This window comes from Pseudomonas abyssi (genome assembly GCF_003444685.1).
Classification (GTDB): Bacteria; Pseudomonadota; Gammaproteobacteria; order Pseudomonadales; family Pseudomonadaceae; genus Halopseudomonas; species Halopseudomonas abyssi.
Window position 1 is genome coordinate 177,265 of sequence record NZ_LMAZ01000003.1, and the last position, 23,914, is coordinate 201,178.

Annotated in this window: 23 protein-coding genes; 11 read left to right on the forward strand and 12 right to left on the reverse strand. The window is 62.8% G+C overall.

The genetic code is table 11. The annotated features are described in order from the left end of the window. Positions 1-42 precede the first annotated feature (42 nt). The 4 genes from ASB58_RS11440 to dapD are packed head-to-tail and all read left to right on the forward strand — an operon-like array spanning position 43 to position 5,368. Positions 43-2,742 (forward strand): [protein-PII] uridylyltransferase, encoded by a 2,700-nt coding sequence (locus ASB58_RS11440; RefSeq protein ID WP_235827283.1) that lies wholly within the window; start codon positions 43-45, stop codon positions 2,740-2,742. A 9-nt stretch (positions 2,743-2,751) separates the two neighbouring features. Beyond that, positions 2,752-3,948, forward strand: a complete 1,197-nt coding sequence (gene dapC, locus ASB58_RS11445) for a succinyldiaminopimelate transaminase (RefSeq protein WP_118130870.1) — start codon at positions 2,752-2,754, stop codon at positions 3,946-3,948. A gap of 3 nt (positions 3,949-3,951) precedes the next feature. Continuing rightward, positions 3,952-4,305 carry an ArsC family reductase gene (locus tag ASB58_RS11450; RefSeq protein WP_118130872.1) on the forward strand — a complete coding sequence of 118 codons (354 nt, stop codon included), beginning with the start codon at positions 3,952-3,954 and terminating at the stop codon, positions 4,303-4,305. A gap of 28 nt (positions 4,306-4,333) precedes the next feature. Next, positions 4,334-5,368, forward strand: a complete 1,035-nt coding sequence (gene dapD / locus ASB58_RS11455) for a 2,3,4,5-tetrahydropyridine-2,6-dicarboxylate N-succinyltransferase (RefSeq protein WP_118130874.1) — start codon at positions 4,334-4,336, stop codon at positions 5,366-5,368. 100 nt (positions 5,369-5,468) lie between these two features. Here the strand turns inward: dapD and ASB58_RS11460 are convergent, their stop codons facing one another. Together ASB58_RS11460 and tcdA are read right to left on the reverse strand one after the other, a co-directional pair. Then, a complete protein-coding gene (locus ASB58_RS11460) occupies positions 5,469-7,082 on the reverse strand; it encodes an ABC-F family ATP-binding cassette domain-containing protein (protein ID WP_118130876.1) in 1,614 nt (537 codons plus the stop codon). A gap of 155 nt (positions 7,083-7,237) precedes the next feature. Continuing rightward, complete coding sequence (tcdA, locus tag ASB58_RS11465; RefSeq protein WP_118130878.1) at positions 7,238-8,020, reverse strand: tRNA cyclic N6-threonylcarbamoyladenosine(37) synthase TcdA; 783 nt, start codon at positions 8,018-8,020, stop codon at positions 7,238-7,240. A 200-nt stretch (positions 8,021-8,220) separates the two neighbouring features. Here tcdA and rlmF point away from each other — a divergent pair, with 200 nt between their 5' ends. The 6 genes from rlmF (at position 8,221) to trxC (ending at position 12,571) form a co-directional block, all read left to right on the forward strand. Further along, positions 8,221-9,177: a 23S rRNA (adenine(1618)-N(6))-methyltransferase RlmF gene (gene rlmF, locus ASB58_RS11470; RefSeq protein WP_118130880.1), complete on the forward strand. Its 957-nt coding sequence runs from the start codon at positions 8,221-8,223 to the stop codon at positions 9,175-9,177. Between the two features lie 136 nt (positions 9,178-9,313). Beyond that, complete coding sequence (dapE, locus tag ASB58_RS11475) at positions 9,314-10,450, forward strand: succinyl-diaminopimelate desuccinylase (protein ID WP_118130882.1); 1,137 nt, start codon at positions 9,314-9,316, stop codon at positions 10,448-10,450. Continuing rightward, positions 10,450-11,253, forward strand: coding sequence for a putative RNA methyltransferase (locus ASB58_RS11480; RefSeq protein WP_118130884.1), 804 nt, complete (start codon positions 10,450-10,452; stop codon positions 11,251-11,253). Before dapE ends, ASB58_RS11480 begins: the two co-directional genes overlap by 1 nt. A gap of 26 nt (positions 11,254-11,279) precedes the next feature. Further along, positions 11,280-11,657, forward strand: coding sequence for a hypothetical protein (locus tag ASB58_RS11485; RefSeq protein WP_065335912.1), 378 nt, complete (start codon positions 11,280-11,282; stop codon positions 11,655-11,657). 5 nt (positions 11,658-11,662) lie between these two features. Further along, the gene (locus ASB58_RS11490; RefSeq protein WP_118130886.1) at positions 11,663-12,124 is read left to right on the forward strand and encodes a potassium channel family protein; all 462 of its coding nucleotides are present in this window, start codon (positions 11,663-11,665) and stop codon (positions 12,122-12,124) included. A 21-nt stretch (positions 12,125-12,145) separates the two neighbouring features. Next, positions 12,146-12,571: a thioredoxin TrxC gene (trxC, locus tag ASB58_RS11495; RefSeq protein WP_096003032.1), complete on the forward strand. Its 426-nt coding sequence runs from the start codon at positions 12,146-12,148 to the stop codon at positions 12,569-12,571. A gap of 144 nt (positions 12,572-12,715) precedes the next feature. Here the strand turns inward: trxC and ASB58_RS11500 are convergent, their stop codons facing one another. The 5 genes from ASB58_RS11500 to ASB58_RS11520 all read right to left on the reverse strand — a co-directional run bounded on the left by ASB58_RS11500 (position 12,716) and on the right by ASB58_RS11520 (position 17,571). Further along, complete coding sequence (locus ASB58_RS11500; RefSeq protein ID WP_065336063.1) at positions 12,716-12,925, reverse strand: cold-shock protein; 210 nt, start codon at positions 12,923-12,925, stop codon at positions 12,716-12,718. 148 nt (positions 12,926-13,073) lie between these two features. After that, the gene (locus tag ASB58_RS11505) at positions 13,074-14,042 is read right to left on the reverse strand and encodes a DUF4340 domain-containing protein (RefSeq protein WP_118130888.1); all 969 of its coding nucleotides are present in this window, start codon (positions 14,040-14,042) and stop codon (positions 13,074-13,076) included. Between the two features lie 10 nt (positions 14,043-14,052). Continuing rightward, a complete protein-coding gene (locus ASB58_RS11510) occupies positions 14,053-15,894 on the reverse strand; it encodes a GldG family protein (RefSeq protein WP_118130890.1) in 1,842 nt (613 codons plus the stop codon). A gap of 16 nt (positions 15,895-15,910) precedes the next feature. After that, positions 15,911-16,645, reverse strand: a complete 735-nt coding sequence (locus tag ASB58_RS11515) for an ABC transporter permease subunit (protein ID WP_096003036.1) — start codon at positions 16,643-16,645, stop codon at positions 15,911-15,913. Further along, complete coding sequence (locus ASB58_RS11520) at positions 16,642-17,571, reverse strand: ABC transporter ATP-binding protein (protein WP_096003037.1); 930 nt, start codon at positions 17,569-17,571, stop codon at positions 16,642-16,644. The genes ASB58_RS11515 and ASB58_RS11520 overlap by 4 nt, the downstream gene beginning before the upstream one ends. Positions 17,572-17,877: 306 nt before the next feature. Between ASB58_RS11520 and plsB the strand changes: the two genes are divergently transcribed. After that, positions 17,878-20,355: a glycerol-3-phosphate 1-O-acyltransferase PlsB gene (gene plsB / locus ASB58_RS11525; protein WP_118130892.1), complete on the forward strand. Its 2,478-nt coding sequence runs from the start codon at positions 17,878-17,880 to the stop codon at positions 20,353-20,355. A 28-nt stretch (positions 20,356-20,383) separates the two neighbouring features. On the opposite strand, the gene ASB58_RS11530 is transcribed toward plsB, so the two are convergent. The 5 genes from ASB58_RS11530 to adk form a co-directional block, all read right to left on the reverse strand. Next, positions 20,384-21,172: a class I SAM-dependent methyltransferase gene (locus ASB58_RS11530; protein ID WP_118130894.1), complete on the reverse strand. Its 789-nt coding sequence runs from the start codon at positions 21,170-21,172 to the stop codon at positions 20,384-20,386. A 16-nt stretch (positions 21,173-21,188) separates the two neighbouring features. Continuing rightward, complete coding sequence (locus ASB58_RS11535) at positions 21,189-22,076, reverse strand: DUF72 domain-containing protein (protein WP_235827284.1); 888 nt, start codon at positions 22,074-22,076, stop codon at positions 21,189-21,191. A 4-nt stretch (positions 22,077-22,080) separates the two neighbouring features. Continuing rightward, positions 22,081-22,395, reverse strand: coding sequence for a hypothetical protein (locus tag ASB58_RS19885; protein ID WP_139056973.1), 315 nt, complete (start codon positions 22,393-22,395; stop codon positions 22,081-22,083). Positions 22,396-22,425: 30 nt separating this feature from the next. Continuing rightward, positions 22,426-23,100 carry a tRNA (adenosine(37)-N6)-threonylcarbamoyltransferase complex dimerization subunit type 1 TsaB gene (gene tsaB / locus ASB58_RS11540; RefSeq protein WP_118130898.1) on the reverse strand — a complete coding sequence of 225 codons (675 nt, stop codon included), beginning with the start codon at positions 23,098-23,100 and terminating at the stop codon, positions 22,426-22,428. 96 nt (positions 23,101-23,196) lie between these two features. Further along, positions 23,197-23,844: an adenylate kinase gene (gene adk, locus ASB58_RS11545; RefSeq protein ID WP_096003042.1), complete on the reverse strand. Its 648-nt coding sequence runs from the start codon at positions 23,842-23,844 to the stop codon at positions 23,197-23,199. Positions 23,845-23,914: the final 70 nt, after the last annotated feature.

Here is a 23,914-nt window from a genome sequence, read left to right on the forward strand (position 1 = left end):
ATTCGCTGTCCGGCCACACCGACCTGCCGAGGAACTGAAATGATGGATGACGCGCTTTTCGATCCCGGCCAGTTTCAGGCCGAACTGGCTCTCAAGAGCAGCCCGATCGCGGCCTTCAAAAAGGCCATACGTCAGGCTGACACCGTGCTGTCCCAGCGTTTTGCCGAGGGCCGCGACATTCATCAACTGATCCATGAACGAGCCTGGGTTACCGATCAGATTCTGCAACAGGCCTGGGCGCGTCTGCCCTGCGCTGGCGACGCCGGCATCTCTTTGCTGGCGGTCGGCGGCTACGGTCGCGGCGAGCTGCACCCGCACTCTGACATCGACCTGCTGATCCTGCTGCGGGGCGATGTCGAACCCTACCGCGACGCCATCGAAGCCTTTTTGCTGCTGCTTTGGGATATCGGCCTGGAAGTCGGACAGAGTGTGCGCAGCATTGAAGAGTGCCAGCAGGAGGCGGCGGCCGACATCACCGTCATCACCAACCTGATGGAGTCGCGCACGCTGGCGGGCGACGAGGCACTGCGTCAGGACATGATGCAGGCGATCGATACCAGCCACATGTGGAACGATGCCGAGTTCTTCCGCGCCAAACGGGCGGAACAGCAGGCACGCCATGCCAAGTTCAACGATACCGAATACAACCTCGAACCCAACGTCAAAAGCTCTCCGGGCGGCCTGCGTGACATCCAGACCATCGCCTGGGTCGCCTTGCGCCACTTTGGCACCAACGACCTGCGTGAGCTGGTGCAGCAAGGTTTTCTGAACGAGCCGGAATACACCATTCTCGCGGCCGGTCGCGCCTTCCTGTGGAAGGTTCGCTTCGCCCTGCACACCCTCGCCGGGCGCGCTGAAGACCGCCTGCTGTTCGATCACCAGCGGGCGCTGGCCAAGTTACTGGGCTACGAGGGCACCGACAGCAAACTGGCGGTCGAGCGCTTCATGCAGAAGTATTACCGGGTGGTGATGTCGCTGTCGGAGTTGAACGACCTGCTGATGCAGCATTTTGAAGAGATCCTGCTGCGTGACGCCGAAGCCGCGGACATCCGCCCGCTCAACAGCCGCTTTCAGGTACGCAACCACTACATCGAAGTCACCAACCCGAACGTCTTCCAGCGCACGCCCTTTGCCATTCTGGAGATTTTCCTGCTGATGGCGCAAAATCCGGATATCCGCGGCGTGCGCGCCGACAGCATTCGCCTGCTGCGTGACCACCGCCACCTGATTGACGACGCCTTCCGCAGCGACATCCGCAACACCAGCCTGTTTATCGAGCTGTTCCGCTGCAAGGAAGGCATTCACCGCAACCTGCGCCGCATGAACCGCTACGGCATTCTCGGCCGCTACCTGCCCGAGTTCGGCAAGATCGTCGGCCAGATGCAGCACGACCTGTTCCATATCTATACGGTCGATGCGCACACGCTGAATCTGATCAAGCACCTGCGCAAGTTAAGCTGGCCCGAATACCAGGATCGCTACCCGCTGGCCTGGCGTATCTTCTGCCGCCTGCCCAAACCGGACCTGCTATATATGGCCGGGCTGTATCACGACATCGCCAAAGGGCGCGGCGGCGACCATTCGGAGCTGGGCGCGGTCGACGCCGAGCTGTTCTGCCAACGCCATCACCTGCCGGCCTGGGACACCCACCTGGTCAGCTGGCTGGTCGAAAACCATCTGCTGATGTCCACCACCGCCCAGCGCAAGGACATTTCCGACCCGCTGGAAATTCACGACTTTGCCACCAAGGTCGGCAATCAGGTGCGGCTCGACTACCTCTATGTGCTAACCATCGCCGACATCAACGCCACCAACCCGACGCTGTGGAACTCCTGGCGCGCATCGCTGTTGCGCCAGCTCTACACCGAGACCAAGCGCGCCCTGCGTCGTGGCCTGGACAACCCGCCGGATCGCGAAGAGCACATTCGCCAGACGCAGCAGGCCGCACTCGACATCCTGGTTCGCAACGGCGTGGACGAAGACGACGCCGAAGCCCTCTGGGACGAGCTGGGTGACGACTATTTTCTGCGCCACACCGCCAGCGACGTAGCCTGGCACACCGAGGCCATTGCCCAGCACGGCCAGCGCCAAAGCCCACTGGTACTGATCAAGGAAACGGCCCAGCGCGAGTTTGAGGGCGCAACTCAGATCTTCATTTACACCCCGGAGCAGAACGACCTCTTCGCGGCCACCGTGTCGGCGATGGATCAGCTCAACCTGAGCATTCAGGACGCTCGCATCATCACCTCGACCAGCCAGTTCAGCCTGGACACCTATATCGTGCTCGACTCCGACGGCGGCTCCATCGGCGACAACCCGGAGCGCATCCGCCAGATCAAGCACGACCTGGTCGACGCCCTCTCCGATCCGGACGCCTTCCCGACCATCATCCAGCGCCGCGTACCGCGCCAGCTCAAGCACTTTGCCTTTGCCCCAGAGGTCACCATCTCCAACGACCCGAGCGGGCAGCACACCATCCTTGAGCTGAGCGCACCCGACCGTCCCGGCCTGCTGGCCCGCATGGGCCGCATTCTGCTGGACTTCGATATCAGCGTGCAGAACGCCAAGATTGTCACCCTGGGCGAGCGCGTCGACGACGTGTTCGTCATTACCGACGCCAACAATCAGGCGCTGTCAGACCCGCAACTGTGCGAGCGTCTGCAGCAAACCATTATCGACACACTCAGCAGTACCCAGCCGACCGCGCAGGAGTACAGCAGCCCCATTGCCATCGGCCCCTGAGGACACAGAATGAATCACGACCTGCAGCGCCTGCAGCCCTACCCCTTTGAAAAGCTGCGCGCGCTGATCGCCGACGTCACGCCCAACCCGGCGCTGCGCCCGATCTCGCTGTCGATCGGCGAGCCCAAGCACCCGTCACCGCCCTTCGTGCTGCAGGCGCTGGCCGACAACCTCAACCAGGCGGCGGTCTACCCGACCACCCAGGGCAAGCCCGAGCTGCGCCAAAGCATCGCCGACTGGCTGACCAAACGCTTTGCGCTAAGCGCCGGCAGCCTGGATATCAACGGCAACATCATCCCGGTCAACGGCACCCGCGAGGCGCTGTTTTCCTTTACCCAGGCACTGATCGCCCGCGATCCGCAGGGGCTGGTGGTCAGCCCCAACCCCTTCTATCAGATCTATGAAGGCGCGGCGTTTCTGGCCGGCGTTGAGCCGCACTACCTTGCCTGCGACGGCAGCAACGGTTTTATCCCGGATTTCAGCGCCGTCCCGGCTGACGTCTGGCAGCGCTGTCAGCTGCTGTTTATCTGCACACCGGGTAACCCGACCGGTGCAGTCATTCCGCTGGACACCCTGCAGCAGTTGATCAAGCTGGCCGACCAGTACGACTTCGTGATTGCCTCGGACGAGTGCTACAGCGAAATCTACGCCCCGGACGGCCCCGCGCCGGTCGGTCTGCTGCAGGCCTGCGCCGCCATGGGTCGTGACGACTACGCCCGCTGCGTGGTATTCCACAGCCTGTCCAAGCGCTCCAACCTGCCGGGCCTGCGCTCGGGCTTCGTCGCCGGCGACGCCAGCCTGCTCAAACCGTACCTGACGTACCGCACCTACCACGGCTGCGCCATGCCGGTTCACAGCCAGATTGCCAGCATTGCGGCCTGGAATGACGAAGCCCACGTAGCCGACAACCGCGCCCAGTATCAGGCCAAGTTCGACGCTGTACTTGCCATTCTCGGCGAGGTGATGGAAGCGGAGCGCCCCGACGCCGGTTTCTACCTGTGGCCCAAGACGCCGATCGATGACGAGACCTTCACCACCCGCCTGCTGGCCGAGCAGAATGTCGCCGTAGTGCCCGGGCGTTACCTGTCACGGGAAATTGATGGTTATAATCCCGGCGCCGGACGGGTCCGCATGGCGCTGGTCGCCCCGCTGGACGAGTGTATTGAAGCGGCCGAACGCATCCGCGACTTCATCAGGAGCCTGTAAGCCATGATCACCCTGTACGGCATCAAGGCCTGCGACACCATGAAAAAGGCCCGAACCTGGCTGGACGAGCACGGCGTCGCCTACCAGTTTCACGACTACAAGACACAAAGCATCGACGCCGAACGGCTGCGTGCCTGGTGCACCGAACACGGCTGGGAAGTGATCCTAAACCGCAAGGGCACCACCTTCCGCAAGCTAGGCGACGCGGACAAGGAAAACATCGATACAGACAAGGCGGTTGCGCTGATGCAAGCCAACCCCTCAATGATAAAAAGACCGGTACTGGATATCGGCTCGCAGCGCCTGGTCGGCTTCAAGCCGGAGTGGTACGCCAGCGCGTTTGAATCCAATGCATAGACAGCACTAGCATCAAAGGAACCGCCCCATGAGTGAATGTTTCAGTCTGGCCTTTGGCATCGGCACCCAGAACAGCGCAGGTGAATGGCTGGAGGTGTTCTATCCGCAGCCCCTGCTCAACCCCGGCAACGCCCTGATCGACGTGATCAAGGCCGAGCTTGGCTACGCCGAAGGCAACCAGGCCATCAGCTTTGCCGCCAGCCAATGCGGCGCACTGAGCCAGGCACTGAATGCGGCCGGTTTCAGCGAGCAGGCCACCCTGGTCGCGCAGATGGCCGACAGCGCCCGCCCGCTGGTCGCCACCGTGCTGGCCAGCGACGAAGCGCCCAGCTCCACCCCGGAAGCCTACCTCAAGCTGCACCTGCTCTCGCACCGCCTGGTCAAGCCGCACGGCGTGGTCCTGGCCGGCATCTTCCCGCTGCTGCCGAACGTCGCCTGGACCACCCAGGGCGCGATCGACATCAGCGAACTGCCGCAGCGCCAGATGGCTGCCCGCATGAAGGGTGAGTCGCTGGTCGTGCACAGCATCGACAAGTTCCCGTCGATGACCGACTACGTGGTCCCGGCCGGCATCCGCATCGCCGATACTGCCCGTGTACGTCTGGGCGCCTATGTGGGCGAAGGCACCACCGTCATGCACGAAGGCTTTATCAACTTCAACGCCGGTACCGCAGGCACCAGCATGGTCGAAGGCCGCATCTCCGCCGGCGTATTCGTTGGCAAGGGTTCCGACCTGGGCGGCGGCTGCTCCACCATGGGCACCCTGTCCGGTGGCGGCAACATCGTCATCTCTGTGGGCGAAGGCTGCCTGATCGGCGCCAACGCCGGTATCGGTATCCCGCTGGGCGATCGCTGCACCGTTGAAGCCGGCCTGTACATCACCGCCGGCATCAAGGTGGCGCTGCTGGACGATGCCGACAACCTGGTCGAAATCGTCAAGGCCCGCGACCTGGCCAACCAGTCCGACCTGCTGTTCCGCCGCAACTCGCAGACTGGCGCCATCGAGTGCAAGACCAACAAGAGCGCGATTCAGCTGAACGATATGCTGCACGCCCACAACTAATCGCGTTGTGGGAGCTGCAAGCGGCAAGCTATAAGCCGCACGCAGTCCGCGAAGAGGCCCGTACCGGTTATCGGTTCGGGCCTTTTTTGGTTACTGGCGCTCACGCCGGCTGGCTGCACCAACCGTCCTCGGTCGCACGCAACCAATCGGTCAGGCCAAGACTGTGCAAAAAGGCATCATCGTGCGAGACCACCAACATCGCGCCACCGTAACTGCGCAGCATCTCCTCTACCGCCTGCAATGAGGGCAGATCCAGATGATTGCAGGGCTCGTCGAGCAACAGCAGTCGAGGTGGCACATCGGCGTACAACACGCACGCAAGCGCTGCCTTCACACGCTCTCCGCCACTCAACAGGCGACTGGCGATAGCCAACCTCTGGCCGTCCAGACCAAGCCGCGCCAGCCGGGTACGTAACTCGCCCTCAGCCGTCGTGCGATTGACTGAACGAAGCTGATCCCAAACACACCTATTCGGATCAAGGTTACGCAGGTTCTGGTCCAGATAGGCCATCTCCCCCGTCACCCAGCAGGAGCCGCCCAGCGGATCCAACTCACCGGCCAGCACACGTAGTAACGTCGACTTGCCGACCCCATTCGGGCCGACAACGCCTGTTCGCTGCTGACCGCGGACCAGCAAACTGATATGTCCAGCGGGCCTGGGGACGTAAGGCAACTGCACATCGGTCAGCTCGACAACACGGCGAGTTGAAGGCTGCACCACAGGCAGCGCATGCAACAGAATCTGCGCCTCGGCCTCCACTTTTCGCGCGGCTTCATGCACGCGCAGAGTCAACTGCTCATGGCTGGCGACCTGCTTCTTGCGCAACGCACCGGACGACGCTTCACTACGCTCCCTCTGACGGTCCAGCAAGATCTTCGCCTGATTGGCGTGCTTGCCCTGCCGACTGCCTCGCGCCTGCCGCCTGTCTACACGCTCGCGCTGGGCCTGCGCTACGCGCTGCTGGCGACGACGCTCAGCCTTGCAGGCGTGCAAATGCTCAAGAGCATTGTGGCGCTCGTGCTCTTTCGCTGCCGCATAAAAGCCGTAGTTGCCGCCATAACTGGCAAGACCGGCGGGGGACAGCTCGACAATGCGCGTCATGCATTCCAGCAGGTGCCGGTCGTGACTGATCACGATCAACCCGCGCTGCCAGCGCTGCAGCTGCGCCATCAGCGCCTGACGACTTTCTCGGTCAAGGTGGTTACTCGGCTCATCGAGAATCAAAAAATCAGCGCCCGACAGCGAGGCACCAAGCAACGACACACGCATGGCCTCGCCGCCACTGAGCGCACTCGCTGGCGCGTCTGGTCTGAGATAACCCAGCTGTTCGCGCTCCAGCGCCTGCTGCAGCCGCTGGGGCATATCCCAATGGTCGCCAACAATGTCGAAGTCTTCATCCGCAACACTGCCCGACTCTATTCGCCGCAAGGCCTCAAGCGTAGGGGCAACGCCAGCCAGACCAGCGACCGACTGATCGGCTGACAAGACGACCTGCTGAGCCAGATAGTGCACTCGACCGGTGCACCGGCACACACCGGAGGTGGGCAGCAGCAGGCCCGCGAGGATCCGCGCCAGAACACTTTTGCCCACCCCGTTGCGGCCAACCAGGCCGGTTGGGCGTTGGTCGAACTGCTCGCAGAGGTCGATGAACAGGGGGCTGCCGTCGGGCAGCAGGTAAGAAACGTCCTTCAGGACGATAGAGGTATCGGTCATGCGCACATTCCAAGATGCCAAGAACTCCCCCTGCTAGCGGGGGCGGGTGGAGACTGGCCGTCATTACAACGGCGGCATCAATGGCGCATCGGACTAATACCTCATAAAAAGGGAATGAGCAAAAATCGTACAGTTAACCTCAGCACAACACAATATCAGCGCAGCAACCGCTGCACCGCCTGCGCCGCGGCTACCATGCCGAAGGTGGCGGTAACCATGGTGACCGCGCCGAAACCGCCGGAGCAGTCCAGACGTACGCCTTCCCCAACAAAGGACTTCTGGGTGCAGACGCTGCCGTCGGGTTTGGGATAGCGCAGTTGCTCTTTCGAGTAGACGCAGGGCACGCCGAAACTGCGTTTGCTGTCGGCACGGGGGAAGTTGTGGTCGCGGCGCAGCAGTGAGCGGGCCTTGGCGGCCAGCGGGTCGTTGACGGTTTTGGACAAGTCCGCGACGGTAATCTGCGTCGGGTCGATCTGCCCGCCTGCCCCACCGGTGGTGATCACCGGGATCTTGCGGCGGCGGCACCAGGCAATCAGCGCCACCTTGGCGTTGACGCTGTCGATGCAGTCGACAACGCAATTGATGTCGTCGGTAATCAGCTTGGCCAGATTGCTGGGGGTGACAAAATCCATCACCGCGCGCACCTCGCACTCCGGGCTGATCGCCCGCAGACGTTCGGCCATCACCTCGACCTTGGGCTTACCCACCTGACCGTCCAGCGCATGCAACTGCCGGTTGACGTTGCTGACACAGACCTCGTCCATATCGATCAGACTGATACGACCAATACCGCTACGCGCCAGCGCCTCGGCCACCCAGCTGCCGACCCCGCCGATCCCGACCACCACCACATGGCTGGTCGCCAGACGCGCAAGCGCCTCTGTGCCATACAAACGGCCAATTCCGGCAAAACGGGGGTCTTCGGTGATCATGGGCATCCTCCTGCGGCGGCACAGTATACCAGCGCCCTCTTGCGCTGCATTGCGCAAAAAACAGCCAGTTTTGCGCAGCCACCAGCCTTACTGGCATTGGCATGGATATCCTGCAGTTATCCACAGCTTCATCCCCAGCTTCTGTGAACAACGGGTGACAAGGCGGCATCGGCGTGGGATGCTCCCCCTCCAGCTCAGGAGTCAACATGTCGCGCCCCCCGTCCAAGCCACCAGCACTGCATCCACGCAACCGTTATCAGGGCCGTTACGACTTTCCCCTGCTGGCCCGCAAGTGCCCGCCACTAAAGGCTTTTATCCGCCAGGGCAAGGATGGGCAGACGACCATCGACTTTGCTGATCCGGCTGCCCTGCGCTGCCTTAACGGTGCCCTGCTGACGCACTGGTACGACATCACTGGCTGGCAGATCCCGCCGGCCGCGCTGTGCCCACCCATCCCCGGGCGCGCTGACCTTATCCACCATCTGGCAGACCTGCTTGCCAGCAGCCACGACGGGGTTATCCCCAAGGGAGAGCGGCTGCGTGGCCTGGACGTCGGTACCGGCGCCAATCTGATTTATCCCCTGATCGGCAATGCTGAATACGGCTGGCAATTCGTCGGCAGCGACATTGATGCAGAGGCGCTGCGCAACGGCGAGCAGATCCTCGCGGCCAACCCGACCCTGCAGTCCCGGATCGAACTACGCCGGCAGGCCGACCCTGCGTGCATTTTCGCTGGCATCATTGGCGCAGACGAGCAATTCGACTTCACGCTCTGCAATCCGCCGTTCTATGCCAGCGCTGGCGAGGCGCAGAAAGCCAATGAGCGCAAGTGGCACGGGCTGGGCAAAGCGGCCGCCGGGCGCAACTTCGGCGGCCGCCCCAATGAGCTGTATTGCGCCGATGGCGAAGCGGGCTTTCTGCAACGCATGGCCGAGCAGAGCAAGCGCTACGCACAGCAGGTGTTCTGGTTTTCCACTCTGGTCGCCAATGCCGCCAGTCTCAAAGTGCTGCCCGAGCAACTGCGCGCCCTCGGCGCTACCGACGTGCGGGTTGTCGACATGGGCCAGGGACATAAACGCAGTCGGCTGCTGGCCTGGACCTTCCTCGACAAGAAGCAGCGGCGAGCCTGGCGGCGGGCGCGCTGGCCCGACACGCGAATCTGAACAACCGGCTCCGGTCGGTGACCAAGACCGGAGCCGAACGGTGGTCACTGAGGCAAGCTGCGCCACGATCCGGCGGGAAGCGCACCGCATGACTCTGGTATGATGGCGCCTTTCTCTGCCCAGACGAACCGGAACCATGACCGAGCTATCTCCTACCCTGCAGCTGGCCTGCGAGCTGATCTCCCGCAACTCCACCACGCCAGAGGACGCTGGCTGTCAGCAACTGATGGGCGAACGACTGGCAGCGGTCGGCTTTGCGCTGGAGCCGCTGCGTTTTGGCGAGGTCGAGAACCTGTGGGCAAGACGCGGTAGCGAAGGTCCTGTGCTGTGTTTTGCCGGTCACACCGATGTGGTGCCAACCGGCCCGGTCGAGCAGTGGCAGACCAACCCCTTTATACCGCAGATCGTTGACGGCATGCTGCACGGGCGCGGCGCAGCCGATATGAAAGGCAGCCTGGCGGCGATGCTTGTCGCGGTTGAGCGCTTTGTTGCCGCCCATCCCGAACACAAGGGTTCCATCGCTTTTCTGATCACCAGTGATGAGGAAGGCCCGGCAACCGAGGGCACAGTGAAGGTAGTGGAGACGCTGGTTGAGCGCGGCGAGAAGGTCGACTGGTGCATCGTCGGCGAGCCCTCCAGCACCGAGCTGGTGGGCGATATCGTCAAGAACGGGCGCCGCGGCTCACTCAACGCCCGTCTGGTGATTCGCGGCAAACAGGGTCACGTGGCCTACCCGCATCTGGCGCGCAACCCGATCCATTTGGCTGCTCCGGCGCTGGCTGCACTGGCCAGTGAGGTCTGGGACGAAGGCAACGCCTTCTTCCCGCCGACCAGCTTCCAGATCTCCAACGTTCACTCCGGCACCGGTGCCACCAATGTCGTGCCGGGCGAGCTGGAAGCGCTGATCAACTTCCGCTTCTCGACCGAGTCCACCGTCGAGGGCCTGCAACAGCGTGTGCGCGATCTGCTGGACAGCCATGGATTGGAGTATGAGCTGCACTGGACGGTGTCCGGCCTGCCGTTTCTGACCGAACCAGGCGCTCTGCTCGACGGTGTCTCAGCCGCGATCAAGCAGGTCACCGGCCGTGACACCCAGCCTTCGACCTCCGGTGGCACCTCGGACGGTCGCTTTATTGCCACCATGGGCACGCAAGTAGTCGAGCTAGGCCCGGTCAACGCGACCATTCACCAGGTCAACGAGTGCATCAAGGCCGATGACCTCGACTTGCTGACCGATATCTATCAGGTCACGCTGGAACGGTTGCTGACCTGATGCTGCAGCTGATCTGCCCCCACTGTCACGCCCTGCTCAGCAACACTGAGCGCCAATGGCGCTGCGCGGCCGGGCACAGTTATGACCAGGCCCGTCAGGGTTACCTGAATCTGCTACTGGTGCAGCACAAGAACAGCAAGCAGCCGGGTGACACGCCGCAGATGCTGGCCTGCCGTCAGGCGTTTCTCGATGCGGGCCACTACCAGCCGGTCAGCGACGCGATCAACCAGCTATTCGCCGCGCTGGCGCCAAAGACCCTGCTCGATATGGGCTGCGGTGAAGGCTACTACACCGAACGGCTGGCCCGCGCCCTGCCGGATGCCGCCATCGGCGGATTCGACATCAGCAAAGACGCCATCCTCAAGGCCTGCCGGCGCAGCCGCAGCATCCGCTGGATGGTTGCTTCCAGCGCAAGACTACCAGTGGCCGACCAGAGTCTGGACGCCGCGCTTAGCGTGTTCAGCCCCTGGTCGGCGGACGAGTGCCTGCGCACCGTCAAACCCGGCGGCCGGGTGCTGATCGTTGGGCCCCACGGGGATCACCTGCTGGCCCTGCGTGAACGCCTGTACGATCAGATTCACCCGACACCGGCGCTGATCAAGGCACTGCCGGACGGGCTGCGCATCGCCTCGGAGCAGACCCTGCGCTATCCTCTGCAACTGACGGGTGAAGATCTGGGTAACCTGATCGGCATGACACCGCACGGTGTGCGCAGCCGCCCCGAGCGCCAGCAGGCCATCGCAGAGCAAGGTATCGACGGGCTCGATGTGGCCATGCAAATGATCATGCTGGAACGTTGCTGAGACCACGAACACGCCAAGGAGTAGCCGTGCGCCAACCCGATATCGAGATCTACCTGCGCGATGACCACGTTAACGACCTGCTGGACTGGCTGCACAGGGTCATGGGGCCACTGACACTGGACGAGCCCAAGGGCCTGACCCAGCACGGCGCACTACACGCAGATCAAACCATCCCGCTGATGGTGGTACGTAAAGCGGCAGGCAAGTGGGCCAGCATCTGGTTTGACAGCGATGCCACCCCCTGGCAAAGCGACCGCGACTGCGCCCGCGCCGTGCATGCAGCGCTCGGCCACGAGGTGCGCTGCTCGGTGGGCGGCTGGGAAGAAGCCGATGGCGAGGCTGACGCCGACCGCTGGCTGAAGGTAAACGCCGAGGGCGAAGCCGAGTTCAACTGGGCGCACTGAAACGCATGCTGCCTGACATAGATAGCTTCCATTGGATTACCGTCGGCGTCAGCTGCCTGATCGTCGCCATCGCGGTGGTATTGCATTACGAGGTTCTGTCGCGCCTGCACCGCTTCCTCGATACCACGCACATGGGTGAGCGCCCACGTATTCTCACCCTGATTTTTGTGCTGCTGTTTACGCATATTGCAGAGATCTGGCTGTTCGGCCTGGGCGCCCTCTACCTGCTGCAGACGCCGGAGCTGGGTGGCATAGCCAACCTGCAGCACGTCACCCTGTTCGATACCGTCTATCTGTCAGCGACCACCTACACCACCCTGGGCTACGGCGATCTGACGCCCACCGGCAATATTCGCTTTTTGTACGGTATGGAATCGCTAACCGGCCTGGTGCTGGTGACCTGGTCAGCCTCACTGACCTTTATCGAGCTGCAACGCCAGTGGCAAGGCATGCGGCGCAAGCCCTGAAACCCCTGACGAGATCCTGCTATGCTGATTTGCTGCCCACACTGCCTGCGCAAAAATCGACTGGAGGCCACCCGCCTGACGGCCAATCCGGTCTGCGGCGCCTGCAAGCAGCCGCTGTTCACCGGTCAGCCAAGCGCAGTCGATGCTGCCGGGTTTGACCGCCATGCCAGTGCAGATTTGCCACTGGTCATCGACTTCTGGGCCAGTTGGTGCGGCCCCTGCCAGCAGTTTGCGCCCACCTTCAGCCAGAGCTGCGCCGCTACCGAACCACGGGCGCGCTTTTTAAAAGTGGATACAGAAGCAGCCCCGGAGCTGGCTGCCCGCTTCGCCATCCGCAGCATCCCGACACTGATCATCATCCAGCAGGGCAAGGAACTGGCGCGCCTCAACGGTGCCCTGCCACCGGGCGAGTTCGCCCGCTGGCTGCAACAGCAGCTGCCGGGTTGATGGTCGGCTCGGAGCAAGCACAGCGCCAAGCCAACAGGCCCGACGTGAACAGTCGGCCAGCGTACTGAAAAAGAAACGCAAGCAAGCGACCGGCCAGCGCGCAGGCTAGCCGGGCAAGACACGGAGCTGGCGCAGCAGTCGTGTCTAAAGCTTGGTCACGTCCTCAGCTTGCAGGCCCTTCTGGCCCTGGGTCACGGTAAATTCAACCTTTTGACCCTCTACCAACGTGCGGTGCCCGTCACCGCGAATGGCGCGAAAGTGCACAAACACATCCGGCCCGGATTCGCGCTGGATAAAACCAAAGCCCTTGGCATCGTTGAACCACTTAACGGACCCCTGCTCACGCTCAGCCATTACTACATTCCTCACAACACCGATCTGATCCGTTGCCGTCGCGCGGCAACACGTACGTACCCCGCCTGCTGGCAGGGTATTGTTGGAGTCTAGTAGAAGATACTGGGGCCGCAAGCGGCCACCGGATGGTGGCCGCGGCAACGGCGAGTTACTGCTGGGCGGGGGTCTCTGTGGCCTGCAGGTCTGACTGACGCAACGCCATGCGGTCGTGCTGAGCGACGCCGAGCTGGAAGGCCCAGCGCGCGTCATCATAAACCTTAAGCGGCTGCTCCTCGCTCTGAGTCAGCGCATCAATGGTCAGCCAGTAGGCGCCATCGACTTCATACATCGACGCCTTGAGCTGGGCACCAGACCAGCTTACCAACTGCATCTGCAGCGTAGGCGCAGGCAACGCAAGACTGCTGCGCAGCGCCACGTTCTGCGCCCGCAGGTCAGCCAATGCGAGCACCATGGAGTTCAACTCCCGCTCGTGGCCGCCGGCGTCACCCTCAGTCAGCTTGAAGTTATAGTCACCCTCACTGGCCTTATCCAGCTGCAGGGATTCGCCATCAGCGTACTGCCACTGGGCGCGAGCCACCTGTTCCAGCGGGATCTGACTGACCTGCAGATCCAGCCAGTCCTGCGCATTGACCGACATGTTCAGGGCGCGGTTGATCAACCAGACCTGATCCTCGCCGTCCATACGCACCAGCTGATCGCTGCCAACAGGGTTGCCAAACAGCACACCGTATTGGCTTTGATCGGACGCTACGCTCACACGCAGGGCGGCATCGCTGGCCAGCCCCAGACGGGCGTGATACTCGGGATTGCCGGTCTTGGCCTCCAATACGCGAGCCTCACGCAGCGCCAGCAGCAGCGCCGCCAGACGCTCACGCTGCAGCGGGTACTGATCACGGTTGGCAACGGTCCAGTCGCTGCCGTCGCGTTGCAGCACGACCTCCTGCTCGCCGCGTGCCAGGGTGAGCTGCTCTACGTCGGCCAGAGCGGCCTGCTGAGCCTCATCCAAAAGCGGACGACTCTCAAGGTCCGCGACCCGGTCGCTGTCACGCACCTGCAGCGCCACCGCCACCAGGGCGATGGCGACCAGCAGCAGGGCGATAAAAATGATCTTGCGCATGACTATCTCCTCACCCCTTGCGACGCGCGCGGCCCAGCAACCACCAGAGCAGCACGGCCAGCGTCAGCAGCAGCGGCATGAGCATGGTGTTGAGCAGCTTGAGCTGGGTACCCAGGGCGTCGATGTCGGCATTCAGCTGGAAACGCACATCGCGTAGCTGCTTGCGAATCGCCACCTTCTCATCCAGGAAGGACTGAATGGTCTCGCGCTGCTCGGCAGTCAGCTCGCTCAGCTGGGTCGGGTCCTGCCCCTGCTGCAGCTGGGCGAGCTTCTGGTCGGTTTCGGCCAGACGTTCCTGCAGGCGCTGCTCACTGGCACGGAAGCGGCTTTCCGCCTTGCGCTGCAGCTCTTCCACCACAGTAAAGGGACGGCTGAAATCACCGCGCGAGCGCACGCTGATCAGGGCGTCGGAGCCGGACAGGTTGTCCAGCGCGTTCACCAGCAATCCACCGTTGTCAGCCCAGGGTTGGGAGATGCGCTGACCAAACAGATCCTGCACCTGCACCCACATGCGATCACTCAGCATGTCAGTGTCGGCCACCACCACCACGTTGATGTTGTCAGCCTCTTGCAAGCCCGCCTCACGCCCTTCCAGACCATCCGGGAAGGCAGTCGCAGCCGGACCACTCAGACGCGCGGCCAGGGTATAGGTCTCGGCGTCCGGGGCAAAGCCCTGCAGCAGCTCTTCCGGGTCCTGCAGCTTGGTAAAGCGTTCGCTGGGTACCAGTGCACTGTCAGCGGTGCTTTGCAGCAGCGGGGTGAACTCGGTCTGGCTACCCTCGACCGGCACCAGCGCGCCACCGGTGGCCACGGTCAGCAGCTGCAGCGGTGCGGTGATGGTGTCTTCACGATTGATCTGCGCGGGCTCAACCTCGAGCCAGCCGATGTGTCGTGCCGGACGCTGTCCCTGACCACGGCCAACGGCCATGCCCTGACGCGCATCAACCACCACCCGCTCCGGGTTATAGGCGACGCCCCAGGCCTGCAGCAGCGGGCCCAAATCCGACGCCTTGCCGTCAGCCATGCCTTCGATCATCGCCTCCATGCCCTGATCTGCCTCGGCGAACGGGTCAACAAAGGCCAGCAGCTTGCCACCGCGCAGCACAAACTGATCAACCGCGTAGAGCGCCGCCTCGCTGAGTGCCTTGGGATGGATCAGCAGCAAGACCTGGATGTCCTCGGGAATCGCATCCACATCCTCAGCCAGGGTTTTGACATCAAACACCTGACGCATCTGCTCGATAGCGACCCAAGGCGCCTGCGGCTGCTGCGAATAGGGATTCATGCCGCCCTCGACGGGCAGGCCGCTGATCAAGCCAACCTGCGGCTTGTCGGGCTTGGCCAGGGTGCTGACCAGACGACTCAACTCGTACTCGAGCATGTTTTCCTGCTCAAGTGCGAAGAAGGGGATGATTTCGCGCTGGGCCAGCTCGTTGGTGCCGGCCAGACCGAAATAAAGCGAATCACCGCTCTCACTCAGCGGGATAGCCTGCAGACCAAATTCAGCAGCACGATCTTCCGCCTCGGAGAAGGGTTCCGGGTCAATAATGTGCAGACGGATCATGCCATCGGCACGGCGCTCATACTCCTTGAGCATTTCCGCCACACGGCGCTGATAGTTGCGCAGCACCACCAGGTCCTTGCTGGCGCCCTCGGAGAAGAAGAAATACAGATCAATCGGCTCTTCCAGCTCTTGCAGAATCTCCCGGGTGCCGTCCGACAGGGTGTACAGCTTCTGTTCGGTCAGATCCAGGCGAGCTCCCGGCAGCAAAACCCCGGTCGCCATGTTGAAGGCAAAGAAGGCCAGCAGCAGTACCAGCAAGCCGGCACCGGAATACATAATACGTTTCATCTCAAGCTCCTTTGCCTCAATCGGCCTTTTTCAGGTCGATGACGATCGCCGTGGCAAACAGCCAGACGGCCATCAGCGAGAAGAAATACAGCAAGTCACGCAGATCCAGCACGCCCTTGCTGATGGCATCGAAGCGAATCAGGAAACTGAATGAGGCAATGGTGTCCAGCACCCACTGGGGAGCCCAGCCGCTGAACAGGTTCTGCACCATGGACACGCCACTGACGATAAACACGAAGCAGGCAACCACGCTGACGATAAAGGCAATCACCTGGTTCTTGGTCAGTGCCGACATGCACGAGCCGATCGCCAGATAGCCGCCAGCCAGCAGCCAGCTACCGATGTAACCGGTGATGATGGCGCCGTTGTCCGGGTTACCGAGATAGTTGACCGTCAGCACCATCGGGAAGGTCAGCAGCAGAGCAATGCCGATAAACACCCACGCGGCGAGAAACTTGCCCAGCACCATGGCACCGCGCGACACCGGCAGAGTCATCAACAGCTCGATGGTGCCGGACTTGCGTTCCTCGGCCCACAACCGCATGGCGACGGCAGGGATCAGAAACAGGTACAGCCAGGGGTGAAAGTTGAAAAAGGCATTCAGGTCGGCCTGACCGGCCTCGTAGAACGCCCCCAGATAAAAGGTGAAGACCGAAGCCAGCACCAGAAAGATCACAATAAAGATATAGGCCAGCGGCGTGGCGAAGTAGCCACCCAGCTCGCGCTTGAAGATCACGCCCAGATTGTTCATGCCGCCTCCCCGGAGGTCAGGGTACGGAAAACCTCGTCCAGGCGACCGCGCTCCACCGACAACTCATTGACCTGCCATTGCTGCTCCCGAGCCAGCTGCCCCACCGCAGGGAAGATCACCTCACCCGGCTTGGCCAGCACGGTCAGCAGCTGTCCATCACGCTGCGACTCCACCGCCAGTACGCCCGGCAGGCTCTCCAGCGGAGCTGTGGATACCGCTTGTCCCAATGACAGCGTGACCGCCTGGTGATAACGCGAGCGCGCCTCCAGCTCGTCCGGCGTGCCATCGGCCAGCAGACGCCCACGCCCGATGATCACGGCGCGTGAACACACGGCGCTGACTTCTTCGAGGATATGCGTGGAAATCACCACCATCTTGTTGCTGCCTTCAGCCAGCTGCTGAATCAGGCGGCGCACATGGTGCTTCTGGTTTGGATCCAGACCGTCGGTCGGCTCGTCCAGAATCAGCACCTGAGGGTCGTGAAGAATGGCCTGAGCCAGACCAACGCGGCGCTTGAAGCCCTTGGAGAGGGTTTCGATGCGCTGTTCGAGCACGCCCTGCAGCTCCACCTGCTCGACCGCCCTATCCACATGGCGCTGGCGCTCGGCGCCGCTCAAACCACGGACATCGGCGATAAACTGCAAAAAGCCCTTGACCCGCATATCGCCGTAGCAGGGCGCGCCCTCAGGCAGATAGCCCATTTTCTGCTGGGCCTGCAGGGTCTGACGCTGAATATCGAAGCCGCAGACCGAGGCAGAACCGCCATCGGGTGTCAGAAAGCCCGTCAGCATTTTCATGGTGGTGGATTTGCCGGCCCCGTTGGGCCCGAGAAAACCGAGCACTTCGCCCGGCTTGACGTCAAACGACAGATTGTCGACGGCGGTGTGATCGCCGAAGCGCTTGGTCAGGCTGTTTATGCTTATCATGCCTTTTATTGTTCCCCCAGAATGGTCATTCGTGCGGTCCGTACCGTCCAGCGGTTACCTCTCAAACATCCATGCCGGACTACGACAGCCCAGGCGTGAACTGGTTCACAGTCGGCAGATATCTGCCTGGCCAGTCGGCGGATGCGGTCGCGCACGAGCCAGAGACTATATGAATCCCCTCCCCGCATTTCAAGGGCCGCAAACAGCCGGCGACGCCCGTGCCCCGCAAACGCCGGAGCTGCTAGAATCCCCAGCATTCTCCGCGTCGCGCCACCGGCCGGCATCACTGCCCAGTTCGAGAGTCCCATGTCTGCTTCCTATGCTTCCCTGTTTGGTCGATTGCGCTTTGGTCTGGCTCGCCGACTGCTGTATCTCTGGGCACGCTCCAGCCGCATTGGAGACAGCAACGAGGAGCTGGCTATCGACCCGCAGCAACCGGTGATCTACGTGCTGCCCTACCGCTCGCTGACCGACCTGATCGTGGCCGATCGCGAATGCGTGCGAGCCGGCCTGCCGCGCCCGGTGCGCGCGCCGCTGCCGCCGCTGGACGAGCGCGATGCCTTTATTTTCCTTAGCCGCGAACGCTCATGGGTGGGCCGGCCCGACCCGCGCGGCCAGTCGCCGCGGCTGGGCAAGGTGCTGGAGCACCCGGAGAGTGTGCAGCTGATTCCGATCACCGTGTTCTGGGGCCAGTCGCCGGACAGCGAGTCCTCCGCCATCAAGCTGCTGTTTGCCTGGAACTGGGTTGGCGGACGGCTGCGCAAGCTGCTGGCCATCATGCTGCACGGTCGCAAAATCCGCGTGCACTTTGGCCCGCGCCTGGCACTGCCGGAGCTGATCACCCCGCAGATGGACCCGGAACGCCGCGTGCGCCGCATCAACCGCGTGCTGCGCGTGCACTTCCGCCAGCAGCGCGCCGCCGTGGTTGGCCCGGAACTGGTACACCGCCGTACCCTGCTCAAGGGCCTGCTGCACGCGCCGCTGGTGCGCGCCGCCATTGCCCGTGAAGCCAGCGAAAAGGGCATCAGCGAGAGCAAGGCCCAGGCCATCGCAGCGCGCTACGCCAACGAGGTGGCCTCGGACTTCACCTATACCATCATCCGCTTTCTGGAAGTGGTCCTGAGCTGGTTCTGGAACAAGCTGTATGACGGCATCCGCGTCAACAACCTCAAGCCCATTCAGGACATCGCCCGCGGCAACGAAATCATCTACGTGCCCTGCCATCGCAGCCATATCGACTACCTGCTGCTGTCCTACCTGCTGTTTCGCAACAGCATGACACCGCCCCACATTGCCGCCGGCATCAACCTCAACATGCCGGTGCTCGGCGGCATTCTGCGACGCGGCGGTGCCTTCTTCATGCGCCGCAGCTTCAAGGGCAACCAGCTGTACACCGCTGTTTTCAACGAATACCTGCATGCGCTGTTCAGCCGCGGCTTTCCGGTCGAATACTTCATCGAGGGCGGGCGCTCACGCACCGGCCGCATGCTCAGCCCCAAGACCGGCATGCTGGCGATCACCCTGCGCAGCTTCCTGCGTTCCTCGCGTCGCCCTATCGTGTTTGTGCCGGTGTATATCGGTTATGAGCGGGTGCTGGAAGGCCGCACCTACCTGGGCGAGCTGCGTGGGCAGGCGAAGAAGAAGGAGTCGGTGTTTGACCTGTTTCGGGTGCTTTCGGCGCTCAAGCTGCGTTTTGGCCAGGTCGCGGTGAACTTTGGCGAGCCGCTGGCCTTGGCGGACTTTCTTGATCGCGAGCAGCCAGGCTGGCGACAACAGGCGCTGGCCCCCGACTACCGTCCAAGTTGGCTGAACGCCACCACCAACACCCTTGCACGCGAGCTGACCAGCGGCATCAGCGCCGCAGCCGACGTCAACCCGGTCAACCTGGTCGCCCTGGTGATGCTGTCCACCGCCCGTCTGGCGCTGGACGAAACATCCCTGGCACGGGCACTGGACCGCTACAAGGCGCTGCTGCAAACAGTCCCCTACAGCCCTGGCGTGACCCTGACCGGACTGGACGGCCAGGCGATGATCGAACACGTAGAGGCCATGCAGATGATCGGCCGCCAATCCGATGCCCTTGGCGAAATCATGCGTCTGGACGAGCCCCAGGCGGTGCTGATGACCTACTACCGCAACAACGTGCTGCACCTGGTAGTCTTGCCGGCGCTGATCGCCTGCCTGTTCCAGAACAATCCACGCATGAAACGCGAACAGATCGAACGTCTGGTCATGGGCATTTATCCGTACCTGCAGGGCGAGCTGTTCCTGCAGTGGCGCGAGGACGAGCTGCCCGCCGTCATTCAGCAATGGATCGACAGCCTGGTCGAACAACAACTGCTGCGCGAGGCAGACGGGCAGATCCATCGCCCGGACCTGAGTTCGGTAGAGTTTGTCATGCTCAGCCTGCTGTCACGCAGCATCATCCAGATTCTGGAACGCTTCTACATGGCTTCGGCATTGCTGCTGAACTATCCCAACGGCAGCCAGACCGCCGAACAGCTGGAAGCACGCTGTACCATCATGGCGCAGCGCCTGTCGATTCTGCATGGCCTGAACGCACCCGAGTTCTTCGACAAAACCCTGTTCCGCCAGTTTATCCAGCGCCTGACTGATGAACAGGTGTTGCGGGCAGACGACGAGGGTCGGCTGCACTATGCAGCCGGACTGGAGGACATTGCCGAGAACACCGCCAAGCGGGTGCTCAGTGCCGAGGTGCGCCTGTCGATTCGGCAGGTGGCGCGGAGCGCAGAAGCGGCTGACAGTCAGGCTGCGGCCCAATAGTCCTGCACAAAACCGGAACGGCCGGCACTCAGTCCAGCTTTTTTTTGCCGTAGATATCGTAGCGGCTGGACTGGCCGACCAGCTCAGCGCTGGGCCGCTGGCCGGCAATCGCCGGCGCCTTGCGCGGGCGCTTGACCGCCACCCGGTGGGAGGCCAACTGCAGCGCCGCCGCCAGCAGTTGGGGCGCATCATCGTCATCACCGGCCAGCGGCCGGAACAGGCGCATCTCTTTTTTCACCAACGCGGACTTGTCCCGGTGCGGGAACATCGGGTCCAGATGAATGACCTGGGGAGTCGGCAAAGACCAGTCGCCCATGGCCGCAATCGCATCGCACTGCAGCAGCTGCATCCGCGCAGCGATCTCGGCCACCTCACCACCGGCGGCTCTGGCTCTTTGCAAGCCGTCTTCCAGCAGCGCCGCAATCACCGGCTGACGCTCCAGCAGCGTCACTTCGCAGCCCAGCGCGGCAATCACAAAGGCGTCGCGCCCCAAACCTGCGGTGGCATCCAGCACACTGGGTCTGACACTGCCGCGAATACCCACCGCCCGCGCGACCATCTGCCCCGCCCCACCGCCAAACTGACGGCGATGCGCCAGCCCCCCGCCAACAAAGTCCACCCGCACCGCACCCGGCGCGCCGGCTTCGGTGCTGCGCAGGGCAAGCCCGCCCTCTGCCGGCTCCAGCAGCAGCGCCGCATCAGCTGCCGACTCGGCCAGCACCGGCAGTTGCAGGCGTTCGGCCAGCGCCTCGGCGCTGGCTTGCCATTGCGGGTCGGACCAGGTGACGGCCAGTGACAGGGGGGCATGTTCGCTCATGGATATTCCTGTGGCATCAGAACAGACCCGCCTGCTGCGGCGTCTGCGCAGCCTCGCGCTCGCCGGGCCAGGCCGGCATGGGCGCCAGCGCCGGCACCCGCTCACGCAGGGCATGGTAAAAGTCTCGGGCCAATTGGGGCGCCATCTGGTTATCCGGGGTGTGCATGAACAGCATCGGCTGATAGCCGGCCTGCAACCACTGGACGCACTTGTCGAGCCAGGGTGCCAGCGCCTGCCAATTGGCGTCCGTATCCATACCACCAACAAAGCGCACACTGGGCCGCTGCGACAGCGCAATGGCATGCACCGGCAGGCGCGGCTTGCGCTGCTTGGCTTCAAGCGTTGAGGGATCGGTGGCGGTACTGGCGAACAACGCACGAGTGTCGAAGCTGATGCGCTCGACACCCCACCCGTGCAGTAGGCGGTTGAGCTGCCGTTCGACGTCGTCCTTGCGGAAAAACCCGGGATGGCGCACTTCGACCGCATATTGGTAGTCAGCAGGCAAGCCAGCCAGAAACTCAGCCAGTATCCCCAACGCATCCGGTGCAACACGCTCGGGCAACTGCAGCCAGATCGGCCCAAGGCGTTGCTCCAGCGGTGCCATCCGGCTGAAGAACGCCTTCAGTGCCGGATGATCGGCATCCAGACGCCCGCCATGACTGACCTCACGGGGCAACTTGGCGCAGAAGTGAAAGTCCTCACTCAGCAGTTCAGCCCAACGGGCAACGCGCGCAGCACTGGGCAGGGAGTAGAAGGTGGTATTGCCCTCAACCGCGCCAAACACGCGGCTGTACTGCGCCAGCCGTTCGTCGGCGTCGCTGCCACGGGTATAGAGCTGACCACCCCAGGCGGGCTCAGACCACAGTGGGCAACCGGTGATAAAACGCGGGGGTAACGCAGTCACGGCATCAGGCGTAGACGTCAATGCCGGCCAGGGTATCGACCGCCGAGTCGGCAGCCATGTTGGCCGTATTCTGGTAACTGGCCAGCGCCTGGTTGGCTCGGCCATAAACCGGCTCATAGGACTCTCGGCGCGCGGGGATATATTCGGCAGTGGGCGCCGACGAGGGGACCACCTGCGCTGACGGCAGACGATTGGCAGCAACCCCGGCCTGCTCGTTGCCCGGCACAGACGCAGGCGCGCTGTTGCCAGAGGTATTGGCAACCGCTCGACTGCTGCGCTCGGGCAGCGATGAATAGGGATTGAAACCGTCCAGACGCACCGAATGTACTCCTCAGACAATGGCGCCAGCTTACGCCTGCCCCTTGGGCGTGGCAACTTTGTCGCGCAGGTAGACCGGCTGCGCATCCGCCGCATCAACCACCTCGCCGGCCAGCCAGCGCGGCAAGGCCAGGGTGATCAGATCGCTGGCATCGGGCAGCATCTGCGGCCAGCTCTGCGTCGCGGTCACCGCCAGACGCTCGGCGTACTGCCAGCCGGTACCGGCACCGGCCACGCTGCTAACCCCCGCCGGCAAGCTGACCACTTCAGGCGCACAAACCCGCTCATCATCCAGCAACTGCATGACGCCGTCCTGCAGGCCGTAGAGGCCCCAATAGACTTCATCCATGCGTGCATCAATGGCGGCGGCCACGGTCTCTGCACCGTGCTCGCGCCAGGCCCGTTGAGCCAGCGCCGCCAGGTTGGATACCGCGATCACCGGCTTGTCGGCGGCAAACGCCAGCCCCTGCACCATGCCGGTGGCAATGCGCACGCCGGTAAAGGCGCCGGGGCCGCGACCAAATACCAGGGCATCAACCTCCTGCAAGCGCAGCTGACGCTCGCCAAGCAGCTCCTCGATCATCGGCAGCAGGCGCTGGGCATGCTGACGCGGAATCACTTCGCTGCGCGCGGTGACGGCGCCATCATGCAGCAAGGCGGCGGAACAGCACTCGGTGGCGGTATCCAGAGCAAGCAGTGTGGTCATGGTCGAACTCTGCATTCAGGGGGCGGGCATTGTACAAAAATGCAAAGACCCGTGCGACCGAAGTCAGCACGGGTCTTTTGCTCCAGCGAGCAGGGCTCAGTCCAGCGCGCTGATGACCTTGGCAGTGATCTGCTCTACGCTGCCGATACCTTCCACCTTGGCGCACTTGGGCGTGCCCTTGGCAGCAGACAGGCCCTGATAGAACTCAACCAGCGGCTTGGTCTGAGTGTGATAAACCTGCAGGCGCTTGCGAACGGTTTCTTCCTTGTCGTCATCACGCTGAATCAGGTCATCACCGGTCACGTCGTCCTTGCCGGCGACTTTGGGCGGGTTGTGATCAACGTGATAAACACGACCCGAACCCGGGTGCACACGACGACCGGACAGGCGAGCAACAATTTCCTCGTCGGCCACAGCGATTTCCAGCACGCGATCAATATCGATACCGGCTTCTACCAGCGCCTCGGCCTGCGGAATGGTGCGCGGGAAGCCATCAAACAGAAAGCCCTTGGCGCAATCATCCTGGGTGATACGCTCCTTGATCAGGCCGATGATCAGGTCATCGGAGACCAGGCCGCCCGTATCCATGACTTCCTTGACCTGCTTGCCAAGCTCGGTACCGGCCTTGACCGCTGCACGCAGCATGTCGCCGGTGGAGATTTGCGGAATGCCGAAGCGCTCGCAGATGAACTGGGCCTGTGTACCCTTGCCCGCCCCTGGGGCGCCCAACAGGATAACTCGCATGATGTACTCCTCGTCTAACTGAAACCGGGCATTGAGCGGTCCTCAACCAGCGACCTGCCAGGCACTCGCG

Excerpts from the sequence above, each read along its gene's own strand:
- ASB58_RS11440 (WP_235827283.1), top strand. The coding sequence starts at position 43 with ATGGATGACGCGCTTTTCGATCCCGGCCAGTTTCAGGCCGAACTGGCT.
- dapD (WP_118130874.1), top strand. The coding sequence starts at position 4,334 with ATGAGTGAATGTTTCAGTCTGGCCTTTGGCATCGGCACCCAGAACAGC.
- dapC (WP_118130870.1), top strand. The coding sequence starts at position 2,752 with ATGAATCACGACCTGCAGCGCCTGCAGCCCTACCCCTTTGAAAAGCTG.
- ASB58_RS11460 (WP_118130876.1), bottom strand. The coding sequence starts at position 7,082 with ATGACCGATACCTCTATCGTCCTGAAGGACGTTTCTTACCTGCTGCCC.
- ASB58_RS11510 (WP_118130890.1), bottom strand. The coding sequence starts at position 15,894 with ATGAAACGTATTATGTATTCCGGTGCCGGCTTGCTGGTACTGCTGCTG.
- rlmF (WP_118130880.1), top strand. The coding sequence starts at position 8,221 with ATGTCGCGCCCCCCGTCCAAGCCACCAGCACTGCATCCACGCAACCGT.
- plsB (WP_118130892.1), top strand. The coding sequence starts at position 17,878 with ATGTCTGCTTCCTATGCTTCCCTGTTTGGTCGATTGCGCTTTGGTCTG.
- ASB58_RS11480 (WP_118130884.1), top strand. The coding sequence starts at position 10,450 with ATGCTGCAGCTGATCTGCCCCCACTGTCACGCCCTGCTCAGCAACACT.
- tcdA (WP_118130878.1), bottom strand. The coding sequence starts at position 8,020 with ATGCCCATGATCACCGAAGACCCCCGTTTTGCCGGAATTGGCCGTTTG.
- dapE (WP_118130882.1), top strand. The coding sequence starts at position 9,314 with ATGACCGAGCTATCTCCTACCCTGCAGCTGGCCTGCGAGCTGATCTCC.
- ASB58_RS11520 (WP_096003037.1), bottom strand. The coding sequence starts at position 17,571 with ATGATAAGCATAAACAGCCTGACCAAGCGCTTCGGCGATCACACCGCC.
- adk (WP_096003042.1), bottom strand. The coding sequence starts at position 23,844 with ATGCGAGTTATCCTGTTGGGCGCCCCAGGGGCGGGCAAGGGTACACAG.
- ASB58_RS11530 (WP_118130894.1), bottom strand. The coding sequence starts at position 21,172 with ATGAGCGAACATGCCCCCCTGTCACTGGCCGTCACCTGGTCCGACCCG.
- ASB58_RS11500 (WP_065336063.1), bottom strand. The coding sequence starts at position 12,925 with ATGGCTGAGCGTGAGCAGGGGTCCGTTAAGTGGTTCAACGATGCCAAG.
- tsaB (WP_118130898.1), bottom strand. The coding sequence starts at position 23,100 with ATGACCACACTGCTTGCTCTGGATACCGCCACCGAGTGCTGTTCCGCC.
- ASB58_RS11450 (WP_118130872.1), top strand. The coding sequence starts at position 3,952 with ATGATCACCCTGTACGGCATCAAGGCCTGCGACACCATGAAAAAGGCC.
- trxC (WP_096003032.1), top strand. The coding sequence starts at position 12,146 with ATGCTGATTTGCTGCCCACACTGCCTGCGCAAAAATCGACTGGAGGCC.
- ASB58_RS11515 (WP_096003036.1), bottom strand. The coding sequence starts at position 16,645 with ATGAACAATCTGGGCGTGATCTTCAAGCGCGAGCTGGGTGGCTACTTC.
- ASB58_RS11490 (WP_118130886.1), top strand. The coding sequence starts at position 11,663 with ATGCTGCCTGACATAGATAGCTTCCATTGGATTACCGTCGGCGTCAGC.
- ASB58_RS11505 (WP_118130888.1), bottom strand. The coding sequence starts at position 14,042 with ATGCGCAAGATCATTTTTATCGCCCTGCTGCTGGTCGCCATCGCCCTG.